The sequence below is a fragment of the Denitratisoma sp. agr-D3 genome, from assembly GCF_054658675.1.
In genome coordinates, this window is the sequence record NZ_BAAGIA010000001.1 from 320,001 (window position 1) to 346,401 (window position 26,401).

Consider the following 26,401-nt stretch of genomic DNA (forward strand, 5'->3'; position numbering starts at 1 on the left):
GAAGCCCCGGTAAACGGCGGCCGTAACTATAACGGTCCTAAGGTAGCGAAATTCCTTGTCGGGTAAGTTCCGACCTGCACGAATGGCGTAATGATGGCCACACTGTCTCCTCCTGAGACTCAGCGAAGTTGAAGTGTTTGTGAAGATGCAATCTCCCCGCGGCTAGACGGAAAGACCCCATGAACCTTTACTGTAGCTTTGCATTGGACTTTGACGGGACTTGTGTAGGATAGGTGGGAGGCTGTGAGACGTGGTCGCCAGATCGCGTGGAGCCAACCTTGAAATACCACCCTGGTGTCGTTGAGGTTCTAACCTTGATCCGTGAATCCGGATCGGGGACCGTGCATGGTGGGCAGTTTGACTGGGGCGGTCTCCTCCTAAAGGGTAACGGAGGAGTACGAAGGTCTTCTAGGTACGGTCGGACATCGTACTGATAGTGCAATGGCAAAAGAAGGCTTGACTGCGAGTCCAACAAGACGAGCAGGTGCGAAAGCAGGTCATAGTGATCCGGTGGTTCTGTATGGAAGGGCCATCGCTCAACGGATAAAAGGTACTCTGGGGATAACAGGCTGATTCCGCCCAAGAGTTCATATCGACGGCGGAGTTTGGCACCTCGATGTCGGCTCATCACATCCTGGGGCTGTAGCCGGTCCCAAGGGTATGGCTGTTCGCCATTTAAAGTGGTACGTGAGCTGGGTTTAAAACGTCGTGAGACAGTTTGGTCCCTATCTGCCGTGGGCGTTGGATATTTGAGGGGGCCTGCTCCTAGTACGAGAGGACCGGAGTGGACGTACCTCTGGTGTACCGGTTGTGACGCCAGTCGCATCGCCGGGTAGCTAAGTACGGAAGAGATAACCGCTGAAAGCATCTAAGCGGGAAACTCGCCTCAAGATGAGATATCCCGGGAACTCGATTCCCCTAAAGGGTCGTCCAAGACCAGGACGTTGATAGGTTGGGTGTGGAAGTGCAGTAATGCATTAAGCTAACCAATACTAATTGCCCGTGCGGCTTGACCCTATAACTTTGAGTGCCAGTGGCTAATCACCACGAGCAACTCTGCGCAAAATGCATCACCAACCTCATTAAATCTTTACTTCACCGAATCATGTGTCTTGAGCTAACAGCTATACGCTCACCCTCTCGACACGCCAGTTTAGTCTGGTGCCCATAGCGTCTTGGAACCACCCCTTCCCATCCCGAACAGGACCGTGAAACAAGACCGCGCCAATGATATTGCCCACTCGGGTGAGAAAGTAGGTCAGCGCCAGACCCCCCTCAAACAAACGCCCCTCCTGTCTCCAGGTGGGGCGTTTGCATTTGTAGTTGCACTTCCGTGCAACGCTTGATCAACCCTTGATCTCCGCCTCGATAGGCTTCACAACGGCTGTGCGCTGAGTCCTGCTTAACCACCTCAGAACCTGAGTGAAGCAATCACTGGCCTTACTACAGACGAGAAAATCAGCGCTGGTATAAAGACGGTAGGGTATTCAAAGGTCCCCCATTTGTCGGTAGTTCGAGGGAGAACGGCTGTTAGCAGCATGTGGGAATGCTGCTGCACAGAGCGATTCGCCAGCTGCTTACGCATAGGCCTATGCCTTCACGACAGCACCTGCGTTTAGCTAGCCAGGTACTTTGAAGAAATCCCGGATACGATTCAGCAGGGTTTCATGACTTGGCTTGCGCGTCGCTAATGCGCTCTGATGGAGCGCATGCCTGGCCTTCTCCAACTCGTCCTCACGGCTGGACAGTATTCGAGAAATTTCCTCGGCAACGCCAGGACGAGCCTGAATGATCGTATTGAGGCCAGTCTTGCCAAGGCTATAGCAATCCACATCGGTGTGTGCCACCACGGTCGCTCGTCTGGGCTCGCCGGTCATGAGGCCCATTTCGCCAAAAACGGAGCCGGGCTTGAGGGTGGTGAGCAATTGCCGGCCATGGTCGGACTCAATCAGCACATCGGCCTCACCGGCGATCAGTATGTAGAGCCAGTCAGCCGCCGTTCCTTGACGGGTGATCACGTCGCCACTGGTGAATGGGGCATGGACCAGATGGGAGGAGAGCGTCTGCAACTCTTCCTGAGATAGTTCCTTGAACAATTCGACACCACGCAGGGCATCAATGCGTCGTTGTTGCTCGCGCTGCGCCAGCAACTGTTCGTGGGTTTCGTTTTCCTTGACGATATGGCGCACTTCCTGGGGAATGGCGAGGGACATGCCAGCGCGTTCAAGCGCATAAAAGACGTGGGCTCGTACCTCGGAATCGGTCGGATCGTCCACGTTGGGATCGGTCAGCCAATAGCGTAGAGCATAGCGCGCATAACCGGGGCCGAATTCCATCACCACGACCTGTGGGCTCGGTTCGCGGGCGACATTGGCGATCTCTGCCTCCCGTACCACCCGCTCAACAACTTCAATGACACGGTGGGGAGGGTGATCGAAATCGACGTTGAACCAAATCCAGCGGCGCCAGGGTGTGGCTTGACTGGTGGCTGCTCCTACAACGGAAAACTTGTTCTTCATCAGAAAGCTGTTGGGGATGACCACTTTTTCGCCATTACGGGTGGCGACCTTGGTGTAGCGCCAGCGGATATCGATTACCCGCCCGGATACCCCTTCGAGAACGATCCAGTCGCCGATTTCGACCGAGTGATCCAGATGGATCGCCAGGCCGCCAAGGACATTGCCTAGTGTGTCCTGCATTGCAAAGGCAACGATGGCCGTGATCAACGCGGAGGTGGCGACTATCTGAGAGGGGTCGAGACCGGCATAGCGCAGGCGGATGACACACCAAAAGCCGTAAGCAATCGTGACGGTCAGATCCTCGAGGATGCGAGGCGTCTCAATCCGCAAAAAGGGGAGGATGAGGCGGAAAAGAAGCAGGCCGACAAAACGGATCAAGGCGATGCCCACTGTAACCACACAGAGGGCATATAGCCCAGCGCCAATATCCCGCCAGCCGAGTGCATCCATCAGCGCCCCAGCTAATTGACCGAACAAACTCAGAATGAAAAAGGTCAGCGTCTGTTTTAGTACGTAAAGACTGCCCACGGGAAGCGCTCGTCGCAAGAACAGCCATAGGGTAAAGCCGAAGAGAATCAGCCAGGGTTCTTCCGGCGTCCAAAAAAGATGAAAGGCGTGAGTCACGAAATCGAACACGGGGGGGGCCTCAACGTTGAGTGACTAATGATTTTATTGTCGGCCATTGACGACGGCTGACGGGAATTTTTTCATCGACCCCCTCAATCAACAACCACCATCGACCATCTGCGCCGCCATCACTGGCCTCACGCAGACAGCCCTTGATGGCACAACGGGCAACTAGGCAATTGCGGTGTGTCCTTAGAAAACGGTCGCCAAATTCGTCTTCCAATTTATTCAGGGTCTCATCCAGCAAGTGTTCGCCGTGACGGGTACGGGCTGACACGTATTTGGCATCTGCGCGCAGGTAGAGAATGTCCTGGACGGGAATCAAGATCAAACGTCCCCGTTCACTGGCGCAAAGGTGAGTCCGCCCGCCGGGGGCCAAAATCCGCAACACGTCTGCGTCCATTGCGCCAGCCCGAGGGGGGGGTACTTTTCGCAACGCCGCCAGCAGCCGTTCGGCGCGCACGGGTTTGAGCAGATAATCCGTGGCGGTTAACTCAAAAGCCTTGACCGCATAGTCATCGAAGGCGGTGGTGAAAATGATTGCCGGAGGGCGTTGCCATTTTTGCAATTGCAAGGCGAGTTGCAGGCCATCCATGCGGGGCATGCGTATGTCGCTGAGGACCACATCGACCTCGGTTTGCCGCAGCAGGTCCAAGGCGGCAAGCCCATCTTCTGCTTCGCCCATGATGAGACTCGGTAATAGCGGGGCAATATCTTCCAGCAATTGCCTTAGCCGCCGCCTGGCCGGGGCCTCATCGTCCACTAGAAGCAAGCGCAGCGGTTCAGTACTCATGCCGGAAGGCCTAGACGAGTCTGTCGATAGGGAAGGATGAGCCTGACGACGAATCGGTCGCCGAGGGGAGTGCAATGGACGCTGGCGTGATCACCATAAAACAGCGCCAGACGTTCCCGAATGTTGTCCAGGGCCATGCGATTGCCGGCCTCGTGCCCATGCAGCGGTGAAGAAGGATTGCTGAGCTCAATGAGCAAAAGATCGCCTTCGCTGAAAAGGCGAATGTCGATGCAACCCGCTTCGGCCATAGGTTCGATGCCGTGATAGACAGCGTTTTCCAGTAAGGGCTGTAGAACCAGCGGCGGCATCAGGGCATCCGCCGGGCAGCGATCGATATCCCAGCGGACCTGGACCCGGTCACCCAGCCGCAAGCGTTCCAGGGAAAGGTATTGCCGGCACAGGGCCAGCTCCTCCGACAAGGGAACAAGCTCCTTGGGGTCTTGCAGGAGGGCACGGAATAAGTCCGATAACTCCTCAAGGGCCAGTTCCGCCCGTCGTGGATCGCTGCGGATGGTGCCGAGGATTGCATTCAGGCTGTTGAATAGGAAATGGGGACGGATACGAGCGGTCAGCGCCATCAGGCGGGCCTCGGCGATGGTGGGGCCAGTTTTTTCGCTGTGGAGCCGCCAGACGAGGAGCAACAAGGCGGTTACCGTGCTGCCGACCAAGACCGGAACGAGCGCCAGTCCGACCAAGTGGGACGCCGCCGCCACGACCACGACGAAGAAGAGGGAAACCAGAAGCTGCCTGCGCCAAGAGGACGCCCTGGTGACGGTCAGGGCAGGCAGCGGCGAGAGGGGGAATTGCCGTATACTTTCGCGTTCTTTGGCCATGGCGCCTGGGCGTGCTGGTGGCGATCGATTCTTTCTCATGCCGGCCGACGGGCGGGCTTCATCTTTGCGGCGTTTCGATTATGACAGAACAACAAGCATCCCACGGCGACAACCAGGACGGCAAGGTATGGTCCGGCCGGTTTTCCGAGCCCGTTTCCGACCTGGTCAAGCGTTATACCGCCTCGGTCTTTTTCGATTGTCGCATGGCTGCCCAGGATATCCGGGGCTCCCTGGCCCACGCCAAGATGTTGGCCCGTCAGGGCATCATTTCCGCAGACGACCTGACCGCCATTCAACAGGGCATGGAACGGATTCGGGGCGAAATCGAGCGGGGCGAATTCAACTGGAACCTGGATGACGAGGACGTCCACCTCAACATCGAGAAGCGTCTCACGGCCTTGGTCGGCGATGCCGGCAAGCGGCTGCACACCGGCCGCTCCCGCAACGATCAGGTTGCCACGGACATCCGCCTTTGGCTGCGGGATACACTGGACACCATCGACGTACTCCTGGCCGATTACATCCGTGCGCTGCTCGTCCTGGCTGAACGCCACGCGGAAACGCCCCTGCCCGGCTTCACCCACTTGCAGGTTGCCCAGCCCGTGACCTTCGGCCACCACCTGTTGGCCTACGTCGAAATGATGAAACGGGACCGGGAGCGGGTGAAGGACTGCCGCAAACGGGTAAACCGCTTGCCCCTGGGCGCGGCCGCCCTGGCCGGTACTACCTTCCCCATCGATCGGGAATTCGTGGCCCGGGAACTGGGCTTCGAAGCCGTCTGCGAAAACTCCCTGGACGCCGTTTCGGATCGGGATTTCGCCATCGAGTTCACCTCCCTGGCCTCCCTGATCATGGTGCACATTTCCCGCTTCTCCGAAGAGTTGATTCTGTGGATGAGCCCCCGTGTCGGTTTCATCGACATCGCCGATCGCTTCTGCACCGGCTCTTCCATCATGCCCCAGAAGAAGAATCCCGACGTGCCCGAACTGGCCCGGGGCAAGAGCGGTCGCGTCTTCGGCCACCTGATGGGCATGCTGACCTTGATGAAGGGACAGCCCCTGGCCTACAACAAGGACAACCAGGAGGACAAGGAGCCTCTGTTCGATACGGCGGACACCATCATCGACACCCTGCGCATTTTTGCCGACATGGTGCCGGGCATCACGGTCAAGCCGGATGCCATGGCCGCAGCCCTCAAGCAGGGTTACGCCACGGCCACCGACCTGGCCGACTACCTTGTGAAGAAGGGGCTTCCCTTCCGCGACGCCCACGAAGCCGTCGCCCTGGCGGTGCGTGCGGCGGAAACCAAGGGCTGCGATTTGAGCGATTTCACCTTGGCCGAGTTGCAGGCTTTTTCCGCCCTGATCGGCGAGGATGTGTTCCAAGTACTGACGGTCGCCGGTTCCCTGGCGGCCCGTAATCACATCGGCGGCACCGCGCCCGAACAGGTCAAGGCCGCCATCCTGCGGGCCAGGAACGGACTGTAGCAATCACCGGATCGTGGACCGGATCGGCAAATACGAAGTCCGCCGACCTCTCGGCGAAGGTGCCACCGCCACGGTCTACCTGGCCTATGACCCCTTCGCCCGGCGCGAGGTGGCGGTCAAGCGCTTCCTGCCGGAAGCCCTGCGTAACCAGGAAAGGGGCCGCGTCCACCGCCATCTGTTGGTGAACGAGGCCTCCCTGGCCGGACGCCTCAGCCATCCCCATATCGTGCAAATCTACGATGCGGTGGTGGCCGATGCGGAGAGCTACGTGGTCATGGAATACGTGGCCGGCGGCACCCTGGAACAATTTTGTGCTGTCGACCGCTTGCTGCCGCTTGAGCGTCTGGTGGAGATGATCTTCAAGTGCACCCGGGCACTGGATTACGCCCACCGCCTGGGCATCATCCACCGCGACATCAAGCCGGCCAACATCCTGCTGGTTGCCGCCGAGGGCAGCGACATCAAGATTTCCGATTTCGGCGCGGCCCTGTTGGACAACGACGAACAGAGCCATACCCAGGTCACGGGCGTGGGTTCGCCTGCCTACATGTCCCCGGAACAGGTGCAGGAACAGCCCCTCAACCAACAGACCGACATCTATTCCCTCGGCGTGGTGATGTACCGTCTGCTGACGGGGCGCCTACCGTTCCAGGCCAGCAGCAATTACGGCATGATCCACCAAATCTGCAACGACACGCCGCCGCCGCCCTCGGCTTTGCGCGCCGACATTCCCGCTGCCGTGGCGGCCCGTTTCGACGCCGTCGTCGCCCGGGCCATGGCCCGGGACCGCAGCCAGCGTTATCCGGACTGGGACGCCTTCTCCCATGACCTGACCCGCTGCTTTCGCGGCGGCGACAAGCTCGTGCCCCAACGGCAGGAGATGCCGGACAGTGAAAAGTTCGAGACCCTGCGCGGCATGACGTTTTTCCGCGAGTTTTCCGACGTGGAAATCTGGGAAGTGGTGCGCTTCTCCCACTGGCAGGATGCACCGGCGGAGACGGTCCTGATGAAGGATGGCGATTTGGGGGATGCGTTCTGCTTCCTGCTGTTTGGCGAGGCCCACGTGGTGAAGAAGGGCCGCACCCTGTCCGTGCTCAACCCCGGCGACTGCTTCGGCGAAATGGCCGTGATCGGCGGTAACAAGCAGCGCAGCGCCGATGTGGTGGGGCGCAGCCCGACGCGGATCATGGTGATTCAGGGCGATACCCTGGATCATGCTTCCGACGCCTGCCGCATGCACTTTTACCAAGGATTCCTGGCGGTCCTCAGCAAGCGGCTGAATAGCGCCAACAACCGCCTCGCCGCGTTCTAGGTCGGACTCGTCACCCTAGAGGCCGGCCTTGGCTTCTTCGGGAATGGTGCGCTTGCTGCCGTCCGGGTTGAGGGCCACGTAGGTCAGGGTGGCCTCGGTCACCTTCACCGTCACCGGGTCTTCCAGGTGCGGCTGGCGGGTGGCGTAAACCTGCACATCGACGGTGATGGAGGTGTTACCCACCCGCACCACATCGGCGAAGAAGCTCACCAGGTCGCCCACTGCCACCGGCTGCTTGAACTGGAAGGCGTTGACCGAAACCGTCGCCACCCGGCCCCGGGTCAGGTACCGGGCGGGGATGGCGCCGGCCAAATCCACCTGGGCCATGATCCAGCCGCCGAAAACGTCGCCGGCCGGATTGAGGTCGGCGGGCATGGGGATGACCCGTATCACGGGCTGGCGGTCGGGCAGGGGGAAAATGCTGGAAGTTGCGGTCATGATCACGTGTGGTTGAGAGAGTCGGCCCTGCATCATACCGGCTTACAATTGCGCCATGAGACACAGCTCCCCCGCCTTGCCGCTGCCGGCGCAACACCACGGCGAACGCCACGATTGGCAAACCATCCGAACCCTGCTGCCTTATCTGTGGGCCTGGAAGTGGCGGGTCATCATCGCCCTCTCCTGCTTGATTTGCGCCAAGGTCGCCAATGTGGCGGTCCCCCTGGTGTTCAAGAACCTGATCGATACCCTGTCGATCCCCAAGGAGCAGCAGTGGCTGGCCGTGCCCCTGGGTCTGCTCGGCGCCTATGGCTTGCTGCGCTTCTCCGCCGCCATGTTCCAGGAACTGCGGGAACTGGTGTTCGCCCGGGTCACCCAGCGCGCGGTGCGCACCATCGCCCTTCAGGTGTTCGAGCACCTGCACGGCATGTCCCTGCGCTTCCATCTGGAGCGGCAGACCGGTGGCCTGACGCGCGACATCGAGCGGGGCACCCGTTCTATCGGCAGTCTGATCAGCTATTCCCTCTACTCCATCCTGCCCACCATCATCGAGGTGCTGATGGTATTGGTGGTACTGATCGTGCGTTACGACGTGGTCTTCGCCCTGATCACCGTGGGCACCTTGGGCACCTACATCGCCTACACCATCATCGTTTCCAATCGCCGCGTCGCCCAGCGCCGTCTGGTGAATGAACTGGATTCGGCCGCCAATGCCCGCGCCATCGACAGCCTGCTCAACTTCGAGACGGTCAAGTACTTCAACAACGAGGACTGGGAAAAGGCGCGCTACGACAAGCAGATGAAAAAATGGGAAACGGCCCAGATCGACAGCCAGCTTTCCCTGGCTTGGCTCAACCTGGGCCAGGCCGCCATCATCGCCGTCGGCGTGAGCTTGATGATGTGGCGCGCGGCGGCCGGGGTGGCGGCCGGGACCATGACTGTGGGCGACATCGTCCTGGTCAATGCCTTCCTGATTCAGCTGTACACCCCCCTCAATTTTCTCGGCATCCTCTATCGGGAAATCCGCCAAGCCCTGACCGACATCGAGCGCATGTTCGGCCTGCTTGGCCAGAATCGGGAAATCCAGGATGCGCCCGATGCAGTGGCCTTGGCGCCGGCTCCTTGCGCCATCCGCTTCGAGAGCGTGGACTTCGCCTACGATGCCAATCGCCCCATTCTTCACAACGTGAGCCTGGACATCCCCGCTGGCCAGACCCTGGCCGTGGTGGGCCATAGTGGCTCCGGCAAAAGCACCCTGGCGCGCCTGCTCTACCGTTTCTACGACGTGCAGGGTGGGTCGGTGCGAATCAACGGCCATGACCTGCGCCACTTGACCCAGGCCAGCCTGCGGGCCGCCATCGGCATCGTGCCCCAGGACACGGTGCTGTTCAACGACACCATTTACTACAACATCCAGTACGGTCGACCCAGCGCCAGCCACGAGGAGGTGATCGCCGCCGCCAAGGCCGCCCACCTGCATCACTTCATCGAGGGCTTGCCGGACAAGTACGATACCAAGGTGGGCGAGCGGGGCCTCAAGTTGTCCGGCGGCGAGAAGCAACGGGTCGCCATCGCCCGCGCCCTGCTCAAGAATCCGCCCATCCTGATCTTCGACGAAGCCACCTCCGCCCTGGACTCCCGTACCGAGAAGGCGATCCAGGCCGAATTGGAAGAGGCGGCCGTCGGCCGTACCACGCTGATCATCGCTCACCGCCTGTCCACCGTGATGAACGCCCACCAGATCGTGGTACTCGACCAGGGCCGGGTGTTGGAGCGGGGTACCCACCGTGAGCTGTTGGAGGCGGGGGGCGCCTACGCCCAGATGTGGGCCCTGCAACAGCAGGAAAATGCAGAACAACTTGCGTAAAAGTTATTAAGAAGTAACGATAAAGTATTTCTGGTAATTAAGGGTTGCCGTTACGATTCGCTCCTGTTATTTGCGACTCCCGGCTTCCCTTTCCATGATCGATTTCGCCCAGACCCTGTCCGGCTTTGCCGTCGGCGCCATCGTCGGCCTGACCGGCGTCGGCGGTGGGTCCCTGATGACGCCCCTGCTAGTGCTGCTGTTCGGCATCCATCCGGCCACGGCCGTGGGCACCGACCTGCTTTACGCCGCCATCACCAAGTCCGGCGGCACCTGGGTTCATGCCCGCAAGGGCACCGTGGATTGGCGCATCGTTCGCCTGCTGGCCAGCGGTAGCATGCCGGCGGCCGCCTTGACCCTGATCGGCGTCCATCATTTCGCCCCGGGCGGCCTGGGCAGCGCGACCAAGGCCATCACCTTCGCCCTGGGCATCGCCCTGGTGCTGACGTCCGCCGCCCTGATTTTCCGCCAACGCTTGCTGGCCTGGGCTCGCCGCCACAACCCCGACACCGAGCACCACCCCTGGAAAACCGTGGCCATGGGGGCGACCCTGGGCGTGCTGGTCTCCATTTCCTCGGTGGGTGCGGGGGCCCTGGGGGTGACCGCGCTGTTTTTCCTGTATCCCAAGATCGCCGCCCACCGCATCGTCGGTTCCGACCTGGCCCATGCCGTGCCCCTGACCCTGGTGGCGGGCCTCGGCCACTGGTGGTTGGGTAGCGTAAACTGGCATCTGCTGGCTTCCCTGCTGCTGGGCTCCCTGCCCGGCATCTACATCGGCAGCCACCTGTCCACCCGCGTTCCCGAACATATCCTGCGTCCCACCCTGGCTGGCATGCTGGTCCTGGTGGGCGGCAAACTCATCGCTTTCTGACAGAGAGAGTCCTATGTATCAATACGACGAAGTCGACCGCCGCATCGTCAAAGAGCGCGTCGCCCAATTCCGCGACCAGACACGGCGCTTCCTTGACGGTACCTTGTCCGCCGACGAGTTCCGCATCCTGCGCTTGCAGAACGGGCTCTACATTCAGCGCCATGCGCCCATGTTCCGCATCGCCGTGCCTTACGGCCTGCTGTCGAGCAAGCAACTGCGCAAGCTGGCCGACATTGCCACCCGCTACGACAAGGGCTACGGCCACTTCACCACCCGCCACAACCTGCAACTGAACTGGCCCAAGCTGGAAGACGTTCCCCAGATGCTGGAAGAGCTGGCCGAGGTGGACATGCACGCCATCCAGACCTCCGGCAACTGCATCCGCAACACTAGCTCCGATCCCCTAGCCGGTGTCGCCGCCACGGAAGTGGCCGACCCCCGCCCCTGGGCCGAGATCTACCGTCAGTGGAGCACCTTCCACCCTGAGTTCGCCTACCTGCCGCGCAAGTTCAAGACCGCCTTCTCCGGCGGCCCGGACGATGCCGCCAACGTGCGCATCCACGACATGGGTTTCCAGTTGGTGAAGAACGACGCTGGTGAAGTCGGCTTCCGTGTCTGGGTTGGTGGTGGCCTGGGCCGCACGCCCATCCTCGCTGTGGTGGTGAAGGAATTCCTGCCCTGGCAGCACCTGCTGTCCTATTCCGAAGCCATCTTGCGGGTGTACAACCGCTTCGGCCGCCGCGACAATCCCTACAAGGCGCGGATCAAGATCCTGGTCAAGGCTCTGGGGGTGGAAGCCTTCGGCAAGCAAGTGGAAGAGGAATGGGCCCACCTCAAGGATGGTCCCGCTACCCTGACCGAAGCCGAAGTGGCGCGGGTATCCGCCCACTTCACCGCACCGGCCTACCAGGCTTTGCCGGCGAAAGATCCCCAGTACGACATCGCCCTGCGCGATGACAAGGCTTTTGCCAAATGGGCAGCTCACAACGTACACGCCCACAAGGTGCCCGGCTACGCTGCGGTGACCTTGTCCCTCAAGGCCGAGGGGCTGGCCCCCGGCGATGCCACCAGCGAACAGATGATCTTCGCCGCCGACCTGGCGGACCGCTTCGGTTTCGGCGAACTGCGCGTCACCCAGGCCCAGAATCTGGTGCTGCCCGACGTCAAGCTGGCCGATCTCTACCTGCTGTGGACCCAGGCCGGCGGTGCCGGTCTGACGACGCCCACGGTGGGCTTGCTGACTGACATCACCTGCTGCCCCGGCGGCGATTTCTGCGATCTGGCCAATGCCCGTTCCATCCCCATCGCCAACTCCATCCAGGAGCGCTTTGCCAATCTGGAGGATGTGGAAGACGTGGGCAGCCTCAAGCTCAACATCTCCGGTTGCATGAACGCCTGCGGTCATCACCATGTGGGTCATATCGGCATTCTCGGCGTGGACAAGAACGACCAGGAGTTCTACCAAATCACCCTGGGCGGCGCCTGGGGCATGGAGGCCAGCCTGGGCAAGGTGATCGGCCCCTCCGTGCGGGCGGCTGACGTGGCCGGCGTGGTGGAGCGCGTGGTGGGCGTTTATCGCAGCCGTCGCCAAGCCGGTGAGCGTTTCATCGATACCTATCGTCGCATCGGCGTGGAAGAGTTCAAGGCCCGCGCCTACGAAGGCGTGAATACCGTCGCCCGGGAGATTGACCATGACTAAGATCATCAAGAACGGCCAGATCGCAAACGACGACTGGCAAGTGTTGCGCGTGGCCGAGGGCCAGTTGCCCGCCGAAGTAAAGGTACCCGCCGGCAAGGTGCTGGTGCCCCTGGCCGTGTGGCGCGCCCACAGCGACGAACTGGTCCAGCGCAAGCACCATGGCGACGACCTGGGCGTCTGGCTGGCGCCGGAGGATGACCCTGCCGTGCTGTTGCCCCACTTGCAGGAATTCGCCGTCATCGGTATCGACTTCCCGATCTTCCGCGATGGTCGTGGCTATTCCAGCGCCGTGCTGCTGCGTACTCGCTATGGCTACAAGGGCGAGCTGCGGGCCATCGGCGACGTGCTCAAGGACCAAATCTTCTACCTGGCTAGGGTTGGCTTTGACGCCTTCGCCGTGCGGGAAGACAAGTCCATTGAAGATGCCCTAGCCAGCCTCAAGGATTTCAGCGAGGTCTATCAGGGCTCCGTGGATCAGCCCGTTCCCTTCTTTCGCCGTCGGGCCGCTTGAGGACTCACCATGGCTGACAACATGAACCCCGACCTGAACGACGCCGCCCTGGTGGCCTCCGTCAAGGCCAAGAGCGAAGCTGCCCTGGCCCTGCTGCAAAAGATCGCCGCCGACTACAGCCCTGCCGGCCTGGCCAATAGCCTGGGTGCCGAGGACATGGTGCTGACGCACTTGATCGTCCGTAACAAACTGCCCATCGACATCTTCTCTTTGGACACGGGCCGTCTGCCTCAGGAAACCTACGATCTGATGGGCCGCCTCAAGCGCCACTACGGCCTGATCCTCACCTTCTATTACCCGGCGCACGAAAATGTGGAAGCCTTCACCAGGGCCCACGGCATCAACGGTTTCTACGATTCCGTGGAGAACCGCAAAGCCTGTTGCCATGCCCGCAAGGTGGAGCCCCTGCAACGGGCCCTGAAAGGCAAGAAGGCCTGGATCACCGGCATGCGCGCCGAACAGTCTGAAACCCGCGCCGAACTACCGGTGCAAGCCTTCGATCAAGGTAACGGCCTGGAGAAATTCAACCCCCTGGCCGACTGGACCGAGGCCGAAGTCTGGGCCTTTATCCGCCTCAACGACGTGCCTTACAGCAAGCTCCACGAGAAGGGCTACCCCAGCATCGGCTGTGCCCCCTGTACCCGGGCGATCCAACCCGGCGAGCATGTGCGGGCCGGGCGTTGGTGGTGGGAAGAACCGGCAGGCAAGGAATGTGGCCTGCACGTCAGCAAGGTTTGAGAAAATAGCGCGATGAATACGACCAAACAAAAGACCCTGAGCCATCTCGACTGGCTCGAAGCCGAAGCCATTCACATCATGCGTGAAGTGGCGGGCCAGTGTTCCAACCCGGCTCTGCTCTTCTCCGGCGGCAAGGACTCCATCTGCATGCTGCGCATCGCAGAGAAGGCCTTCCGTCCTGGCAAGTTCCCCTTCCCCCTGGTGCATGTGGATACCGGCCACAACTACCCGGAAGTGATCGCCTTCCGCGACAAGCGGGCGGCCGAACTGGGCGAGCGTCTGATTGTGCGTTCCGTGGAAGACTCCATGAAGCGCGGCACCGTGGTGCTCAAGCACCCCGGCGAATCCCGCAACAAGCACCAGTCTGTCACTCTGCTGGAAACCATCGCCGAATTCGAATTCGACGCCTGTATCGGTGGCGCCCGTCGCGACGAGGAAAAAGCCCGGGCCAAGGAACGCATCTTCTCCTTCCGCGACGAATTCGGCGGCTGGGACCCGAAGAACCAGCGCCCCGAACTCTGGAGCCTGTACAACGCCCGCGCCCACAAGGGCGAGAACATCCGCGCCTTCCCCATTTCCAACTGGACCGAGCTGGACGTGTGGCAGTACATCGAGCGCGAAGGGCTGGAACTGCCCAGCATCTACTTTGCCCACACCCGTCCCGTGGTGCGCAAGGGCGGTTCCATCGTGCCCGTGACCGACATCACCCCGGCCAAGCCCGGCGATGTGGTGGAGGACGTACTGGTGCGTTTCCGCACTGTGGGCGACATCACCTGTACCGCGCCGGTGGAATCCGATGCCGACACCGTGGCCAAGATCATCGAAGAGACTGCCACCACCACCATCACCGAACGCGGCGCTACCCGTTTGGACGACCAGGCCTCCGAGGCCGCCATGGAACAACGCAAGAAGGAGGGCTACTTCTGATGAGCGCCCGCGACAATATTTCTGACAACGGCCTGCTGCGCTTCCTCACCTGCGGCAGCGTGGACGACGGCAAGAGCACCCTGATCGGTCGCCTACTGTTCGACACCAAGGCCATCCTGGCCGACACCCTGCACGCCATCGAAAAGACCTCCGCCAAGCGCGGTATGGAAGCGGTGGATTTGTCCCTGCTCACCGACGGCCTGCAAGCCGAGCGGGAGCAGGGCATCACCATCGACGTGGCCTACCGCTACTTCACCACCGGCACCCGCAAGTACATCGTGGCCGACGCACCGGGCCATGAGCAATACACCCGCAACATGGTGACGGCGGCCTCTACGGCCAACCTGGCGATCATCCTGATCGATGCCCGTCGCGGCGTGCTGCCCCAGACCAAGCGCCATTCCTATATCGCCCACCTGATGGGCATTCCCCACATTCTGGTGGCGGTGAATAAGATGGACTTGGTGGATTTCGACCAGGCCGTGTTCGACAAGATCGAAGCCGATTACCGGGAGTTCGCCGCCAAGCTGGGCATCAAGGATTTCAAGTTCCTGCCCCTGTCCGCATTGACTGGCGACAACGTGGTGGACCGTTCCGAAGCCATGCCTTGGTATCAAGGCCCCACTTTGATCGACATCCTCGAAGCCGCGCCCGGTGCCCATTCCGAGCACGACGAGCCCTTCCGTTTTCCCGTGCAATACGTTTGCCGTCCGCAGGATTCCGCCAATCCCGAACTGCACGACTATCGCGGCTTCATGGGCCGCATTGAGGCCGGTTCCATCGCCATCGGCGATGCTGTTACCGTGCTGCCGTCAGGTCTCACCACCACGGTGAAGGACGTGCAACTGGCTGGGCAGTCCATCGGCTCCGCTTTCGTCGAGCAATCCGTCACCCTGCTGCTGGCCGACGAGATCGACATTTCCCGGGGCGACATGATCGTCAAGTCTGCCGATGCTGCGCCAGCCGTGACCAAGGCCATTGAGGCCCAGCTTTGCTGGCTGTCGGAAACGCCGCTGGAGCCCAGCCGTCGTTATCTGGTGCGCCACACCACCCGCACCACGCAAGCCAAACTGGCGGGCATCGCCCACAAGCTGGACATTCACAGCCTGGAAAACGTCAGCGCCGACAAGCTGCAAATGAACGACATCGCCAAAGTCACCCTCAAGCTGGCCCAGCCCTTGGCGATCGACGCCTATGCCGACAACCGCGGCACCGGTGCGTTCATCGTCATCGACGAGTCCACCAACAACACGGTGGGGGCAGGGATGATTCTGGGCGACGCCGCCTGAGTCGGGAACCCGATACGACGGGCAAGGTCACAGTCACTTCGGCGCCTTGCCCGTCATTTTCGGATTGCTCATGATGCTGCTTCGACCCCGCTCCCTGTTCGCGTTCCTGGCCCTTGCCGGGCTGGGCTGTTTTTTCGGCGGCGTGCTGTTGGGCAACCTCATGCATCTGGCGGCTTGCCCCCTGTGCATTCTGCAACGCATGCTCTACCTGGCCTTCGGTGTCATCGGCCTGGCGGCGGTGGCCCTGGCGCATCGGCCCTTGAGTGCCCGCATCGCCTCGGCGTTGTTGGTGCTGGCGGCTGGCACGGGCGCTTATATCGCCGCCTATCAAAGCTGGTTGCAGTTGCACCCGGAGGGCCCCAGCTGCACCGCCAATACCCCATGGTGGGAGAACTTCGTCTATTGGGCCGGCGAGCAAGCGCCCGACCTGTTCCTTTCCAGCGGCATGTGCTCCGATCCCGGGTTCACCTTGTTCGGCCTGAGCATCGCCAACTACTCCCTGATCGTTTTCTCCGTTTTGGGCCTCGCTGCCGGCTTCCAGTTATTTCGACGCCGTTGAGGCGCCAGCCTTGACGCAGTCCGCCAGGGCGCCGGCAAAATTGCTGGAGCCGCTGGCATTGACCTGGCAGTCACCGTCCTTGCGCGTCACCGTACCGTCGCCAAAACTGGCGTTGGGCCCTTTGGCACTCGCGCTGCTGTTGGTATTGCCGGTGCCACCGCTGCCGTTGCCCGCATAGCCGCCACCGCCATGGGGCACGCTATCCTGGTTGTAGTGGGTATCGAGAAAACTCTGGTCGGTCGGCGCGGCGCGGGTTCCCTGCTTGTCGGAACCGAAGGCGGAGAGCGTCGGCTGATCTTTTCTTTTTTCCGTTTCGTAATGCGGCGTCGACTTAGGAATGACGTAGATGATGGCGGCCAGGGCGGTGAAGGCCGCCAAGGCTGCCAGCGATAGCAACAGTCCCGGATGGCGCTGCATCCAACCCTGCGGCGCCCGACGCGGCATCGGGCGCCGACGGGGGAATTCATCCCGGTCGTTGTCAGGACTGCTGATGGTTTCCGCCTGCGCTTTATTTTGTTCGAGCTTGAGTTGGGACTTGCGTCGCTTGACCTTGCCCCAACGGCGGGACGAACTGACGGTGCGCATATTTTCTCCTGGCGGGCTGGCGGTTTCGGGACGAAGCGGCGAGCCCCGTTGTCCATTGCATTCCCGTTGCCATCGGGATGCTGCAATGCACGAATGCTAGCGAGTATGGGGATTCCCGCTGGGGATGTAAACCCGGGATTGCGCCCGTTGATCGTGGTTTTCACGGGCATCGCAAGAATGTGGGACAGAAAAAAAGCGCTCCCGAAGGAGCGCTTTTGTGGGGCAGAACAGGGAGCAAGCTCCCTGTCCGGCGGACGGACATTACATGCCCATGCCGCCCATACCGCCCATACCACCCATGCCGCTCATGTCGGGCATCGCGGGCTTGTCTTCAGCCAGCTCGGCCACCATGCAGTCGGTGGTCAGCATCAGGCCGGCCACGGAAGCAGCGTTTTGCAGGGCAGTGCGTTCCACCTTGGTGGGATCCAGCACACCCATGGCCACCATGTCGCCGTATTCGCCGGAAGCGGCGTTGTAACCGAAGTTACCCTTGCCTTCCAGCACCTTGTTCACCACCACGCTGGGCTCGTCGCCGGCGTTGGAGGCGATTTCGCGCATGGGTTGTTCCAGGGCGCGCAGCACGATCTTGATGCCGGCGTCTTGGTCAGCGTTGTCGCCCTTGACGGACACGCCAGCACGGGCGCGCACCAGGGAAACGCCGCCGCCGGGGACGATGCCTTCTTCAACCGCAGCACGGGTAGCGTGCAGGGCGTCTTCCACGCGGGCCTTCTTTTCCTTCATTTCGACTTCGGTGGCAGCGCCAACCTTGATCAGGGCTACACCGCCAGCCAGCTTGGCGACGCGCTCTTGCAGCTTTTCGCGGTCGTAGTCGGAAGTGGCTTCTTCGATGGCAACGCGGATTTGGGCAACGCGAGCCTTGATGGCGTCTTCAGTACCGGCGCCGTCGATGATGGTGGTGTTTTCCTTGCCGATTTCCACGCGCTTGGCTTGACCCAGGTCTTGCAGGGTGGCCTTTTCCAGGGACAGGCCGACTTCTTCAGCGATCACGGTGCCGCCGGTCAGGATGGCGATGTCTTCCAGCATGGCCTTGCGACGGTCGCCGAAGCCGGGAGCCTTGACGGCCACGGTCTTCAGGATGCCGCGGATGTTGTTCACCACCAGGGTGGCCAGGGCTTCGCCGTCCACGTCTTCAGCGATGATCAACAGGGGACGACCGGCCTTGGCGACTTGTTCCAGCACGGGCAGCAGGTCGCGGATGTTGGAGATCTTCTTGTCGAACAGCAGCACGAAGGGGCTGTCCAGCACGGCGATCTGCTTGTCGGGGTTGTTGATGAAGTAGGGGGACAGGTAGCCGCGGTCGAACTGCATACCTTCCACCACTTCCAGCTCGTTGTTCAGGGACTTGCCGTCTTCAACAGTGATAACGCCTTCCTTGCCGACCTTTTCCATGGCGTCGGCGATGATCTTGCCGATGTCAGCGTCGGAGTTGGCGGAGATGGAACCCACTTGGGCGATCTCTTGGGTAGTGGTACAGGGTTTGGACAGCTTCTTCAGCTCGTCGATGGTGGCAGCCACGGCCTTGTCGATACCGCGCTTCAGGTCCATGGGGTTCATGCCGGCGGCAACGTACTTCATGCCTTCGCGGACGATGGCTTGGGCCAGCACGGTGGCGGTGGTGGTGCCGTCACCAGCCACGTCGGAGGTCTTGGAAGCGACTTCCTTGACCATTTGGGCGCCCATGTTGGCGAACTTGTCCTTCAGTTCGATTTCCTTGGCCACGGACACACCGTCCTTGGTCACGGTGGGGGCGCCGAAGGAACGCTCCAGCACCACGTTACGGCCCTTGGGGCCCAGGGTCACCTTGACGGCGTCGGCCAGGATGTTGATGCCTTCAACCATGCGTTGGCGAGCGGAATCGCCGAACTTGACTTCTTTAGCAGCCATTGTTGTTTCTCCTTGGATCTTGATGTGATTGGCGTGGAATTAGGCTTCAACGACGCCCATGATGTCTTCTTCGCGCATGACCAGCAGTTCTTCGCCATCAACCTTCACGGTCTGGCCGGAGTACTTGCCGAACAGCACGCGGTCGCCGGCCTTGACGGCCATGGGGCGGACCTTGCCGTCTTCCAGGATCTTGCCGGCGCCCACGGCGATCACTTCGCCTTGGTCGGGCTTTTCGGCGGCAGAGCCGGGAATGACGATGCCGGAGGCCGTCGTGCGCTCTTCTTCCAGACGCTTGACGATCACGCGGTCGTGCAAGGGACGAATTTTCATGGTCTATCTCCTTATAGTGAGGACTGAGTGGTGCAGCAATGCTGCAAAGTTGTTAAAAATCAGTCAGATGAGCATGGGTGCCGGATTTTGCCGAGCAGGCTGTTAGCACTCAATGCTTTCGAGTGCTAATAATAGGGGCGGCATGTCCCCTTTTCAAGGGGGCGGCGAATGGAAACCAGGAAAAATTCCGCCGGCAGGGCGCCGGCGGTGGTAGGCAGGGGCCGAGGGGCGGCACCTCAGTCCATGATTTCGGGATGCTTGTCCTTGAATTCGCTACGTTTCGTCCGCTTGATGACGTTGCCGGAAATGTAGGCGTAGCCCTTGTGCTGCCATTTGGCCAGTTCGGTCATGGCGGCCGGGACCACCGTGGCCAGGTCGTAGAAGTCCTCGGGTTTATACCCCCGGAACTGGGCGGCATTGCGGCAGATGCGCAGGGATACCCCCTGGTCGGTGAGCTTTTTCAGGCGGTCGTAAATGTCGGGGTAGGCCGCCCGGTTGAGGCGGGACAGCATGTGGAGCTCATTGCCGTGGGCGACGATGACGATGTGGGAGTGGGCAAGGTCGCCGTAGTCCTTGAGGCCCTGCAAGTGATTGTTGATGTAGCCCAGGCCCTGAAGCAGGTCTTCTGGATTTTCAAAGTTGAACTGATAGACCGCCTTTTGCGGCCCGAGGGGAGTGCCGTCGAACTTGGACGGGTCATCCGGTCCGGCCAGGGCAGTGCCGACGACAAAAAACAGGCAAAAAAGCCAATTGCGCATGATGGTCTCCTCATTGGGCGTTTTTATAGTGGGCGGGGCGGTCTCGCTGATTGCCGGAATGCCATGGTCCAGGCCCAGGGCAGTGTAGCCCGAAGCATCGGCGTCGTGGGTCGCCGGAGGGGGGCGGGTTAACCGGGCGTCTTTCGGCTTTTTGTCTCGGCGTTGGCGGAATATGCTGCGCCGATGCATGCCATTCCTTCTCCTCGACGCGGCGGACGCCATCGTTTGATGCCGACAAGCCTATTTTTGCTGGCCCTGGGAATGCTGGGGCTGATTTCCCCGGCCTGGGGGCAGGGGCCGGCGTCCTTGCCGCCGACGGTCAGCAAGGCCTTGGCCGCTGCCAATATCCCCCAGGGTGCCGTCGGCGTGGTGGTGCAGGAAGTGGGCGCGACCTCGCCCCGCCTGAGCCACAACGCCCAGCAGGCGATGAATCCGGCCTCGGTGATGAAACTGGTGACCACCTTCGCCGCCTTGGAGACACTGGGGCCGGCCGCTACTTGGAAAACCCAGGTACTGGCGACGGCTCCCATCGTGGACGGTGTGCTCGTCGGAGACCTGTATTTGCGCGGCAGCGGCGACCCCAAGCTGACAGGGGAACGGTTCTGGTTGCTGCTGCGCCAATTGCGCGCCAGGGGCTTGCGGGAGATCAAGGGTGATCTGGTGCTGGACCGGCGCGCCTTTGCCAACACCGAGGACGGCGGCAGTTTCGACGACCAGCCCATGCGTCCCTACAACGTTGGGCCCGATCCCCTGTTGTTGAATTTCAAGGTCCTGCGCCTGGGCTTGAGACCCGATCCCGCGCAGAAAGCCCTCGCCGTCACGCCTGAGTTGTTGCCGGACAATCTGGATATCGTCAATTTGATCAAGCTCGGCAACAACGGCTGCGGCGATTGGAAGGAAGCCCTGCGCACCGACCTGAGTCGCCACGGCAACCGTTTCCGTCTAGTGCTGACGGGGAGCTATTCCGTCAGTTGCGGCGAACGGGTGTGGAATTTGAGCGTACTGCCCCACGACCAATACATCGTCGGCCTGTTCCGCCTGCTGTGGCGGGAGATGGGCGGCGAACTGCTGGGGGATGTCCGGGACGGGGCGGTGCCAGACGATGCCCGCGTGTTGGCGGAGTCCGAGTCGCCCACCGTGGCGGAGGTGGTGCGCGACATCAACAAATACAGCAATAACGTGATGGCGCGCCAATTGTTCCTCAGTCTCGCCCCGCAACCGGGCGCCAGCGCCGACATGGCGGGCAAGGCGGTGGGTCGTTGGCTCACGGAGCGGGGGCTGGTCTTCCCCGAGTTGGTGCTGGAGAACGGCTCTGGCCTGTCGCGCAAGGAACGCATCGCACCGGCCAGCCTGGCCCGCTTGCTTCTGGCCGCCTGGGACAGCCCGTTGATGCCGGAATTCATGGCATCCCTGCCCCTCACGGCAGTGGACGGCACAATGAAAAAACGCCTGGGCAACGAGGGCGTGGCGGGGCGGGCCCATATCAAGACCGGCACCCTGGACGGCGTAAAGACCATCGCCGGCTACGTCCAAGACCGGAACGGCAAGATGGTGCTGGTGGTGTTTTTGGTCAACCACGCCAACGCCGCCCTGGCCCAGGGGGCGCAGGATGCCCTGCTGCAATGGGCTTACGAGGGCAGGCGCTGAGGCGCTAGAACCAGGGGGCGGAGGGCGAGCACGCTTCAGGGCTTCGTCGGCCGGTCGGGTACAGCCGGAGAGGCTGCGTCGGTAGGAACGGTTGCTACGGTGGAAGGAACCGATCTGGCTACGGCCATGACGAGGCGTCCCTGAAGGTGCTTAGGCCACTATAGCAAAGCATCGCGGAAGGTCCAGGGGCGTCGTGGAAAACCCATCGTTCGCCGCCGCGATCCCCTGGAAACGGCTCAGTTGCGGCGTGTCATACGGGCGAAACATCCCACCGTTAGCCTCGGGCACCAGCCGGTGGGTATCGCCGCGGTCTTTGCCCGACGCCTGCATCCGGCTGCCGAATCGCCGGGGGCATTCTTGAGCCAAGACGTCAAACGGGTCCGTTCCATTTTCCTTTCCGACATCCACCTGGGTACCCGGGGCTGCCAAGCGGAACGCTTGCTGGATTTCCTGCGGGACCACGAAGCCGAATACGTCTTCCTGGTGGGCGACATCATCGACTTCTGGTCCATGAGCCGGGGCATCCATTGGAGTCCGGCCCAGAACACGGTCGTACAAAAAGTACTGCGCCGGGCCCGTCACGGCGAGAAGGTGTTCCTGATCCCGGGCAACCACGACGAGGCCCTGCGGGAATACGACCGCACCGCTTTCGGCGACATCCAGGTGGTGAACGAATACGTGCATACCCTCGCCGACGGTCGCCGCTTCCTGTTGGTGCACGGCGACGAGTTCGACCAGGTGACGCGCTACCACAAGTGGGTCGCCATTCTGGGCGACATGGCCTACAACTGGCTGGTGCGCGCCAATAGCTGGCTGTCCTGGTGTCGGCGCAAGCTCGGCCGGCCCGGTTACTGGTCCCTGGCGGGCTACGCCAAGCGTAAGGTGAAGACGGCGGTCAGTTTCATTTTCGATTTCGAGGACTCGGTGATCCACGCCGCCAAGGAGCGGGGCATGGATGGCGTCGTCTGCGGCCACATCCATAACGCCACCCTGCGGGAGATCAACGGCATCACCTATGTGAACTGCGGCGACTGGGTGGATAGCTGTACCGCCATCGTCGAGCACATGGACGGCCGCCTGGAACTGGTGGAGCAGGGAGGCGTGGCCGTGCCCCTGGTGCTGGCACCCCGCGAAAAATCCCAGAACGCGGTTGCCGCCTAGTTAAAAAGCCGTTGCTCCGCCGCCGGTCCGTTGTTGGCCGGCTCACTACCGACAGGCTTGTTCTTCCATGGCCCCCGCTCGCACTGTCCCAGGCGGCAGGCCAGATAATCGATCCAGGGCTTGGGCGCGCCTTGCGCCTGCAACACCTTGCGGGCCAGGTCATCGGCGGCCAGCTCGTTCTGGGGCGTCTCCCAGGCCAGGCTGACGCCGGTGCCGGGCGTGCCGTGGTGGTTGAGCGCCAGGTGGGCCATTTCGTGGGCCACCACGATGGTGGCGAAGGCATCGTTGGCGCAGAGACTGGAACGCAAGCGGATCCGCCCGCCGGGCAAGGAGTCGCCGAACACCTCCGGTGCCGCCGGGAAGCCCCGGCCGTTGGCCAGGGTATCGTCCATCACGATATACGCCGTGGGCCGATAGCCCAGGCTAGCGAAGCTGGGCAGCAACGATTGCGCGATGCCCTCCAATCGTTTCTGACAATCCGCTCGCTGCGGCGATGCGGGCGCGCCGGCACAGGCCGCCAGCAAGGGCAGCAGCAGGGCGACGAGCCAATGCCGGCCCGGTCTGGGCCATGACGCCATCACGGTAGCACCACGGGCAAGGGCCGCGCCAGGCGGATGGCCTCGGGGCTCACTTCGGCGCCCCAGGCCAGGGCTTCGACGCCCGCCGCCAGGGCTTCGCGCAGGGCGCGACCATAGGCCGGATCGATATGGTCGGCGGGGCGGACTTCCTTGACGTCGCTGCGTTGCACGCAAAAAAAGATCACGCCGCGGGCGCCGCCACGCACCACGGCCATCAGTTCCCGCAGGTGCTTGGCTCCCCGTGTCGTCACCGCATCGGGGAAGAAACCGATGCCGTCGGCGACCGCCGCCGTCACGTTCTTCACCTCCAGATAACAAGGCGGCCGCGTGTCGTCCTCCAACAACAAGTCGATGCGGCTGTTCTCCTCGCCGTAACGTACCTCGCTGCGAATGCGGGGGTAATTCCCCAATTCGGGTACACCGCCCGCGGCGACCAGTTCCCGCACCAGGTGGTTGCTGCGCCCCGTGTGCAGCCCCACCAGGGTCTGCGGCGAATCCTCGGCGGCGACCAGCTCCCAGGTCCATTGCAGCTTGCGTTCTGGATTCTCGGCCGGCGACAACCAGACCCGGCTACCCGGGGCCTTGCAACCCATCATGGAACCCGTGTTGGGGCAGTGGGCCTCGACGGCGCAGCCGTCGTCCAGCATCACCTCGGCAACGAAACGATTGCGACGGACGATGAGGCGGCCGGGGACGAGGGTGGGGAGTTGCATGGTAGATGGAGCGGGAGAAAGGCCGGAGTGTAGTGCATTCGTCCGTCGCTTCGAGCAACGTCATTCCCCGTCGCCCGTGATGGGGCGCGGCGATTTCAGTCCGTCAGCTTCTTCTGCAGGAACAACGCCTGACCAGCCTTCGGGTCGAGTACGTAGGGGGCGAAGCCGGCCCGCTCGTAGGCCTTCATTGCCCGGTGGTTGTTGGAGAGCACCTCCAGGGTCAGCTTGCAGCAGCCCCTTTCCCTCGCCACCTGTTCGGCGTGGGCCAGCAGTGCCTGGCCGACGCCGGTGCCGCGCTGGTCGGCATGGACCACGATGTCGTGCACATTGAGCAAGGGCGCGCCGACGAAGGTGGAAAAACCGAAAAAGCAGTTGATCAAACCCACCGCCTTGTCGTCCATGAAGGCCAGCGCGCCGTAGAAATGGGGCACGGCCTTGAGCCGCTGCGGCAATACCGCCTTGACCTCGGCACTCAGCCCGGTACCGCCGCCCATGGGGTCGTGGGCGTAGTGGTCGAGCAGGGAGATGAAGGCGGTGGCGTGGTCGGGACGGTTCAGGTCCAGGGGCTGGAGGGCGAGGGTCATGGTGCAAGCAATGAAGGGGATGGCGGGAAGCCCGCATTCTGGCACGGCCTTTCGTCAGGCAGCCATCGGTGCCAGCAGCGGCGGCATGCGGCTGGCGAGGGCGGCGCGTTCCTTCGCCGCTTCGCCCATCAGGATGAAGCCGCAAGGCTCGGCACTCACGGCATCCCGATAGAGGGCGCGCAGACCGCCATCCACCGGGGTCTGTTCCCAGTGCCCGGCCCGGTCGCCGGGGGGCGGGCAAAGGGCGACGGGACAGGCCGGGGTCTTTACCACCACGGGCATGGCCGGATAGCTGACCGGCGTCGGGGTGCCGGTCAGGGTCTGGGCCAGGGCCTTGGCACCAAGCAGGATGGGTTGGATGTAGGGCAGGACCTGGCCCGCCATTTCCACGCAATCGCCCAGGGCGTAGACGTCGGCAGCCGACGTGCGCAACCAGCGGTCGGTGACGATGCCCGTGGCAACGGCGATGCCGCCGCTTTGGGCCAGGGCCAGGCGCGGACGCAGGCCCGCCGCCGAGAGCACCAGGTCGTAGGGCTCGGCATCCACGCCTTCCCCTTGCAGCCGATAGCACGGCCCGGTTTTCACCACGGTCATCAGCCGGCTGCGGGGATGGAACACCACCCCGGCCGCTGCCAATTTCGCTTGCAGCTCATGGGCGGCAAAAGTGGGTAGCAGTTGCGGCAGCATCTGGTCGGCCAGGTCGAACAGATGGGCTTCATGGCCGCTGGCGCACAGATCGTTGGCAAACTCGCAGCCGATCAGACCGGCACCGATGATGGCCACCCGGGCCTGGGGTTTGAGCCGACGCCGGAACTCGGCATAGTCGACGAGGCTATTCACGCTGACCACATCGCCGGCGCCATCACCTTGCAGGGGCAGCCGCAGCGGCTCGGCGCCGACGGCCAGGACCAGATGGGCGTAGGACAACTCGCCCTGGGACGTATGCAGCCGGTGGCCAGTCGCGTCGATTGTCTCGGCGCGGACATGGGTCATGAAGTCGAGGCGCAGATCATTGGCCAATTTTTCGGCGCTGGACAGGGCCAGGTTGGCGGCCTCCTTGCCGGCCGCTAGGGCGTTGGAGAGACTGGGCTTGGAATAGAAGGCGCCGTCGTCGGCGCTGATCAGGCGGATGGGGCGCGCGGGGTCGAGCTTACGCAGTTCCCGGGCGAGGGTGATGCCGGCGAAACCGCTGCCGACGATCACGGTGTCCTGAGGCTGGGTCATGACTTCTCCAGACGGAAGCACGGCATTTCGCCATGACGTCAAAAAAATGCGCCGGCGCCCCGAGGGGATGCGCCGGCGCGGGGGCAGAGCAAGGCGCCGGTTTCAGGCGGGGCGGAATTCCTCGTAGGCCCGCACCGCCTCGGCCGCATACATCAGGGTCGGACCGCCGCCCATGTAGACGGCGATGCCCAGGGTTTCCATCAACTGCTCCTCGCTGACGCCGAGCTTGATCAGCGCCTTGACGTGGAAACCGATGCAGGCGTCGCAGCGCGAGGCCACGCCGATGGCGAGGGCGATCAGTTCCTTTTGCAACACCGAAAGCGAGCCCTCGGCCAGGGCGCCCTGGGACAGGGCGGCGAAGCCCTTCATGGTGTCCGGGATGGCGCTGCGCAGTTTGCCCAGCGCCTTGGACACGTCGGCGGTGATGACGGCGAAGGACTTGCTCATGG

The 26,401-nt window shown here is 62.3% G+C and carries 25 protein-coding genes and 2 rRNA genes (1 of these 27 running past the window's edge); 14 read left to right on the plus strand and 13 right to left on the minus strand.

Features of this window, described 5'->3' with window-relative positions; genetic code table 11:
- Both ACYQ2U_RS01545 and rrf read left to right on the plus strand, forming a co-directional pair.
- A 23S ribosomal RNA gene (locus ACYQ2U_RS01545) occupies positions 1 to 1,017 on the plus strand; it begins 1,862 nt to the left of the window's first position.
- Between the two features lie 140 nt (positions 1,018 to 1,157).
- Positions 1,158 to 1,270, plus strand: a 5S ribosomal RNA gene (gene rrf / locus ACYQ2U_RS01550).
- Between the two features lie 349 nt (positions 1,271 to 1,619).
- On the opposite strand, the gene ACYQ2U_RS01555 is transcribed toward rrf, so the two are convergent.
- Genes ACYQ2U_RS01555 through ACYQ2U_RS01565 form a run of 3 tightly spaced genes read right to left on the minus strand, consistent with a single transcriptional unit; the run spans position 1,620 to position 4,772 of the window.
- A complete protein-coding gene (locus tag ACYQ2U_RS01555; protein WP_459948573.1) occupies positions 1,620 to 3,155 on the minus strand; it encodes a cyclic nucleotide-binding domain-containing protein in 1,536 nt (511 codons plus the stop codon).
- A 10-nt stretch (positions 3,156 to 3,165) separates the two neighbouring features.
- The gene (locus ACYQ2U_RS01560; protein ID WP_459948574.1) at positions 3,166 to 3,939 is read right to left on the minus strand and encodes a LytR/AlgR family response regulator transcription factor; all 774 of its coding nucleotides are present in this window, start codon (positions 3,937 to 3,939) and stop codon (positions 3,166 to 3,168) included.
- Positions 3,936 to 4,772 (minus strand): sensor histidine kinase, encoded by an 837-nt coding sequence (locus ACYQ2U_RS01565; protein WP_459948575.1) that lies wholly within the window; start codon positions 4,770 to 4,772, stop codon positions 3,936 to 3,938. Before ACYQ2U_RS01565 ends, ACYQ2U_RS01560 begins: the two co-directional genes overlap by 4 nt.
- Before the next feature lie 80 nt (positions 4,773 to 4,852).
- Here ACYQ2U_RS01565 and argH point away from each other — a divergent pair, with 80 nt between their 5' ends.
- A complete protein-coding gene (gene argH, locus ACYQ2U_RS01570) occupies positions 4,853 to 6,259 on the plus strand; it encodes an argininosuccinate lyase (protein ID WP_459948576.1) in 1,407 nt (468 codons plus the stop codon).
- Positions 6,260 to 6,272: 13 nt separating this feature from the next.
- On the plus strand, positions 6,273 to 7,571 hold the full coding sequence (locus tag ACYQ2U_RS01575; protein ID WP_459948577.1) for a protein kinase domain-containing protein: 1,299 nt from the start codon (positions 6,273 to 6,275) through the stop codon (positions 7,569 to 7,571).
- Positions 7,572 to 7,586: 15 nt separating this feature from the next.
- Here ACYQ2U_RS01575 and ACYQ2U_RS01580 read toward each other — a convergent pair whose 3' ends face one another.
- Complete coding sequence (locus ACYQ2U_RS01580; RefSeq protein ID WP_459948578.1) at positions 7,587 to 8,009, minus strand: acyl-CoA thioesterase; 423 nt, start codon at positions 8,007 to 8,009, stop codon at positions 7,587 to 7,589.
- Positions 8,010 to 8,064: 55 nt separating this feature from the next.
- On the opposite strand from ACYQ2U_RS01580, the gene ACYQ2U_RS01585 reads away from it, so the two are divergent.
- The 8 genes from ACYQ2U_RS01585 to ACYQ2U_RS01620 all read left to right on the plus strand — a co-directional run bounded on the left by ACYQ2U_RS01585 (position 8,065) and on the right by ACYQ2U_RS01620 (position 16,467).
- A complete protein-coding gene (locus ACYQ2U_RS01585) occupies positions 8,065 to 9,876 on the plus strand; it encodes an ABCB family ABC transporter ATP-binding protein/permease (RefSeq protein WP_459948579.1) in 1,812 nt (603 codons plus the stop codon).
- Positions 9,877 to 9,973: 97 nt separating this feature from the next.
- Entirely contained in the window at positions 9,974 to 10,744 is a 771-nt protein-coding gene (locus tag ACYQ2U_RS01590) for a sulfite exporter TauE/SafE family protein (RefSeq protein ID WP_459949229.1), read from the plus strand.
- A 13-nt stretch (positions 10,745 to 10,757) separates the two neighbouring features.
- Positions 10,758 to 12,443, plus strand: a complete 1,686-nt coding sequence (locus ACYQ2U_RS01595; protein ID WP_459948580.1) for a nitrite/sulfite reductase — start codon at positions 10,758 to 10,760, stop codon at positions 12,441 to 12,443.
- Positions 12,436 to 12,954, plus strand: a complete 519-nt coding sequence (locus tag ACYQ2U_RS01600) for a DUF934 domain-containing protein (protein WP_459948581.1) — start codon at positions 12,436 to 12,438, stop codon at positions 12,952 to 12,954. Before ACYQ2U_RS01595 ends, ACYQ2U_RS01600 begins: the two co-directional genes overlap by 8 nt.
- Before the next feature lie 9 nt (positions 12,955 to 12,963).
- Positions 12,964 to 13,692, plus strand: a complete 729-nt coding sequence (locus ACYQ2U_RS01605) for a phosphoadenylyl-sulfate reductase (RefSeq protein WP_459948582.1) — start codon at positions 12,964 to 12,966, stop codon at positions 13,690 to 13,692.
- A 12-nt stretch (positions 13,693 to 13,704) separates the two neighbouring features.
- Entirely contained in the window at positions 13,705 to 14,619 is a 915-nt protein-coding gene (cysD, locus tag ACYQ2U_RS01610) for a sulfate adenylyltransferase subunit CysD (RefSeq protein WP_459948583.1), read from the plus strand.
- Entirely contained in the window at positions 14,619 to 15,908 is a 1,290-nt protein-coding gene (gene cysN / locus ACYQ2U_RS01615; protein ID WP_459948584.1) for a sulfate adenylyltransferase subunit CysN, read from the plus strand. Before cysD ends, cysN begins: the two co-directional genes overlap by 1 nt.
- A 70-nt stretch (positions 15,909 to 15,978) precedes the next feature.
- Positions 15,979 to 16,467: a disulfide bond formation protein B gene (locus ACYQ2U_RS01620; protein ID WP_459948585.1), complete on the plus strand. Its 489-nt coding sequence runs from the start codon at positions 15,979 to 15,981 to the stop codon at positions 16,465 to 16,467.
- On the opposite strand, the gene ACYQ2U_RS01625 is transcribed toward ACYQ2U_RS01620, so the two are convergent.
- The 4 genes from ACYQ2U_RS01625 to ACYQ2U_RS01640 all read right to left on the minus strand — a co-directional run bounded on the left by ACYQ2U_RS01625 (position 16,450) and on the right by ACYQ2U_RS01640 (position 20,045).
- A complete protein-coding gene (locus tag ACYQ2U_RS01625; protein WP_459948586.1) occupies positions 16,450 to 17,052 on the minus strand; it encodes a hypothetical protein in 603 nt (200 codons plus the stop codon). The genes ACYQ2U_RS01620 and ACYQ2U_RS01625 overlap by 18 nt on opposite strands.
- Before the next feature lie 261 nt (positions 17,053 to 17,313).
- Entirely contained in the window at positions 17,314 to 18,957 is a 1,644-nt protein-coding gene (groL, locus tag ACYQ2U_RS01630; protein WP_459948587.1) for a chaperonin GroEL, read from the minus strand.
- Between the two features lie 39 nt (positions 18,958 to 18,996).
- Positions 18,997 to 19,287, minus strand: coding sequence for a co-chaperone GroES (gene groES, locus ACYQ2U_RS01635; protein WP_459948588.1), 291 nt, complete (start codon positions 19,285 to 19,287; stop codon positions 18,997 to 18,999).
- Between the two features lie 236 nt (positions 19,288 to 19,523).
- Positions 19,524 to 20,045: a DsrE family protein gene (locus ACYQ2U_RS01640; RefSeq protein ID WP_459948589.1), complete on the minus strand. Its 522-nt coding sequence runs from the start codon at positions 20,043 to 20,045 to the stop codon at positions 19,524 to 19,526.
- A gap of 228 nt (positions 20,046 to 20,273) precedes the next feature.
- Between ACYQ2U_RS01640 and dacB the strand changes: the two genes are divergently transcribed.
- Together dacB and ACYQ2U_RS01650 are read left to right on the plus strand one after the other, a co-directional pair.
- Positions 20,274 to 21,692: a D-alanyl-D-alanine carboxypeptidase/D-alanyl-D-alanine endopeptidase gene (gene dacB / locus ACYQ2U_RS01645; protein WP_459948590.1), complete on the plus strand. Its 1,419-nt coding sequence runs from the start codon at positions 20,274 to 20,276 to the stop codon at positions 21,690 to 21,692.
- 357 nt (positions 21,693 to 22,049) lie between these two features.
- The gene (locus ACYQ2U_RS01650; protein ID WP_459948591.1) at positions 22,050 to 22,853 is read left to right on the plus strand and encodes a UDP-2,3-diacylglucosamine diphosphatase; all 804 of its coding nucleotides are present in this window, start codon (positions 22,050 to 22,052) and stop codon (positions 22,851 to 22,853) included.
- Here ACYQ2U_RS01650 and ACYQ2U_RS01655 read toward each other — a convergent pair.
- The 5 genes from ACYQ2U_RS01655 to ACYQ2U_RS01675 form a co-directional block, all read right to left on the minus strand.
- Positions 22,850 to 23,431, minus strand: coding sequence for a M48 family metalloprotease (locus tag ACYQ2U_RS01655; protein WP_459948592.1), 582 nt, complete (start codon positions 23,429 to 23,431; stop codon positions 22,850 to 22,852). The genes ACYQ2U_RS01650 and ACYQ2U_RS01655 overlap by 4 nt on opposite strands.
- Positions 23,431 to 24,144, minus strand: coding sequence for a DNA/RNA nuclease SfsA (gene sfsA, locus ACYQ2U_RS01660; protein ID WP_459948593.1), 714 nt, complete (start codon positions 24,142 to 24,144; stop codon positions 23,431 to 23,433). Before sfsA ends, ACYQ2U_RS01655 begins: the two co-directional genes overlap by 1 nt.
- A gap of 95 nt (positions 24,145 to 24,239) precedes the next feature.
- A complete protein-coding gene (locus tag ACYQ2U_RS01665) occupies positions 24,240 to 24,728 on the minus strand; it encodes a GNAT family N-acetyltransferase (protein ID WP_459948594.1) in 489 nt (162 codons plus the stop codon).
- Positions 24,729 to 24,782: 54 nt separating this feature from the next.
- Positions 24,783 to 25,952, minus strand: coding sequence for an FAD-dependent oxidoreductase (locus ACYQ2U_RS01670; protein WP_459948595.1), 1,170 nt, complete (start codon positions 25,950 to 25,952; stop codon positions 24,783 to 24,785).
- 102 nt (positions 25,953 to 26,054) lie between these two features.
- A complete protein-coding gene (locus ACYQ2U_RS01675; protein ID WP_459948596.1) occupies positions 26,055 to 26,399 on the minus strand; it encodes a carboxymuconolactone decarboxylase family protein in 345 nt (114 codons plus the stop codon).
- Between the last annotated feature and the right edge of the window lie 2 nt (positions 26,400 to 26,401).

Bases quoted from the DNA above. Each gene is read 5' to 3' on its own strand.
- ACYQ2U_RS01560 (WP_459948574.1), bottom strand. From the start codon at position 3,939: ATGAGTACTGAACCGCTGCGCTTGCTTCTAGTGGACGATGAGGCCCCG.
- ACYQ2U_RS01565 (WP_459948575.1), bottom strand. From the start codon at position 4,772: ATGGCCAAAGAACGCGAAAGTATACGGCAATTCCCCCTCTCGCCGCTG.
- argH (WP_459948576.1), top strand. From the start codon at position 4,853: ATGACAGAACAACAAGCATCCCACGGCGACAACCAGGACGGCAAGGTA.
- ACYQ2U_RS01580 (WP_459948578.1), bottom strand. From the start codon at position 8,009: ATGACCGCAACTTCCAGCATTTTCCCCCTGCCCGACCGCCAGCCCGTG.
- ACYQ2U_RS01585 (WP_459948579.1), top strand. From the start codon at position 8,065: ATGAGACACAGCTCCCCCGCCTTGCCGCTGCCGGCGCAACACCACGGC.
- ACYQ2U_RS01595 (WP_459948580.1), top strand. From the start codon at position 10,758: ATGTATCAATACGACGAAGTCGACCGCCGCATCGTCAAAGAGCGCGTC.
- ACYQ2U_RS01600 (WP_459948581.1), top strand. From the start codon at position 12,436: ATGACTAAGATCATCAAGAACGGCCAGATCGCAAACGACGACTGGCAA.
- ACYQ2U_RS01605 (WP_459948582.1), top strand. From the start codon at position 12,964: ATGGCTGACAACATGAACCCCGACCTGAACGACGCCGCCCTGGTGGCC.
- cysD (WP_459948583.1), top strand. From the start codon at position 13,705: ATGAATACGACCAAACAAAAGACCCTGAGCCATCTCGACTGGCTCGAA.
- cysN (WP_459948584.1), top strand. From the start codon at position 14,619: ATGAGCGCCCGCGACAATATTTCTGACAACGGCCTGCTGCGCTTCCTC.
- ACYQ2U_RS01620 (WP_459948585.1), top strand. From the start codon at position 15,979: ATGATGCTGCTTCGACCCCGCTCCCTGTTCGCGTTCCTGGCCCTTGCC.
- ACYQ2U_RS01625 (WP_459948586.1), bottom strand. From the start codon at position 17,052: ATGCGCACCGTCAGTTCGTCCCGCCGTTGGGGCAAGGTCAAGCGACGC.
- groL (WP_459948587.1), bottom strand. From the start codon at position 18,957: ATGGCTGCTAAAGAAGTCAAGTTCGGCGATTCCGCTCGCCAACGCATG.
- groES (WP_459948588.1), bottom strand. From the start codon at position 19,287: ATGAAAATTCGTCCCTTGCACGACCGCGTGATCGTCAAGCGTCTGGAA.
- ACYQ2U_RS01640 (WP_459948589.1), bottom strand. From the start codon at position 20,045: ATGCGCAATTGGCTTTTTTGCCTGTTTTTTGTCGTCGGCACTGCCCTG.
- dacB (WP_459948590.1), top strand. From the start codon at position 20,274: ATGCCGACAAGCCTATTTTTGCTGGCCCTGGGAATGCTGGGGCTGATT.
- ACYQ2U_RS01655 (WP_459948592.1), bottom strand. From the start codon at position 23,431: ATGGCGTCATGGCCCAGACCGGGCCGGCATTGGCTCGTCGCCCTGCTG.
- sfsA (WP_459948593.1), bottom strand. From the start codon at position 24,144: ATGCAACTCCCCACCCTCGTCCCCGGCCGCCTCATCGTCCGTCGCAAT.
- ACYQ2U_RS01665 (WP_459948594.1), bottom strand. From the start codon at position 24,728: ATGACCCTCGCCCTCCAGCCCCTGGACCTGAACCGTCCCGACCACGCC.
- ACYQ2U_RS01670 (WP_459948595.1), bottom strand. From the start codon at position 25,952: ATGACCCAGCCTCAGGACACCGTGATCGTCGGCAGCGGTTTCGCCGGC.
- ACYQ2U_RS01675 (WP_459948596.1), bottom strand. From the start codon at position 26,399: ATGAGCAAGTCCTTCGCCGTCATCACCGCCGACGTGTCCAAGGCGCTG.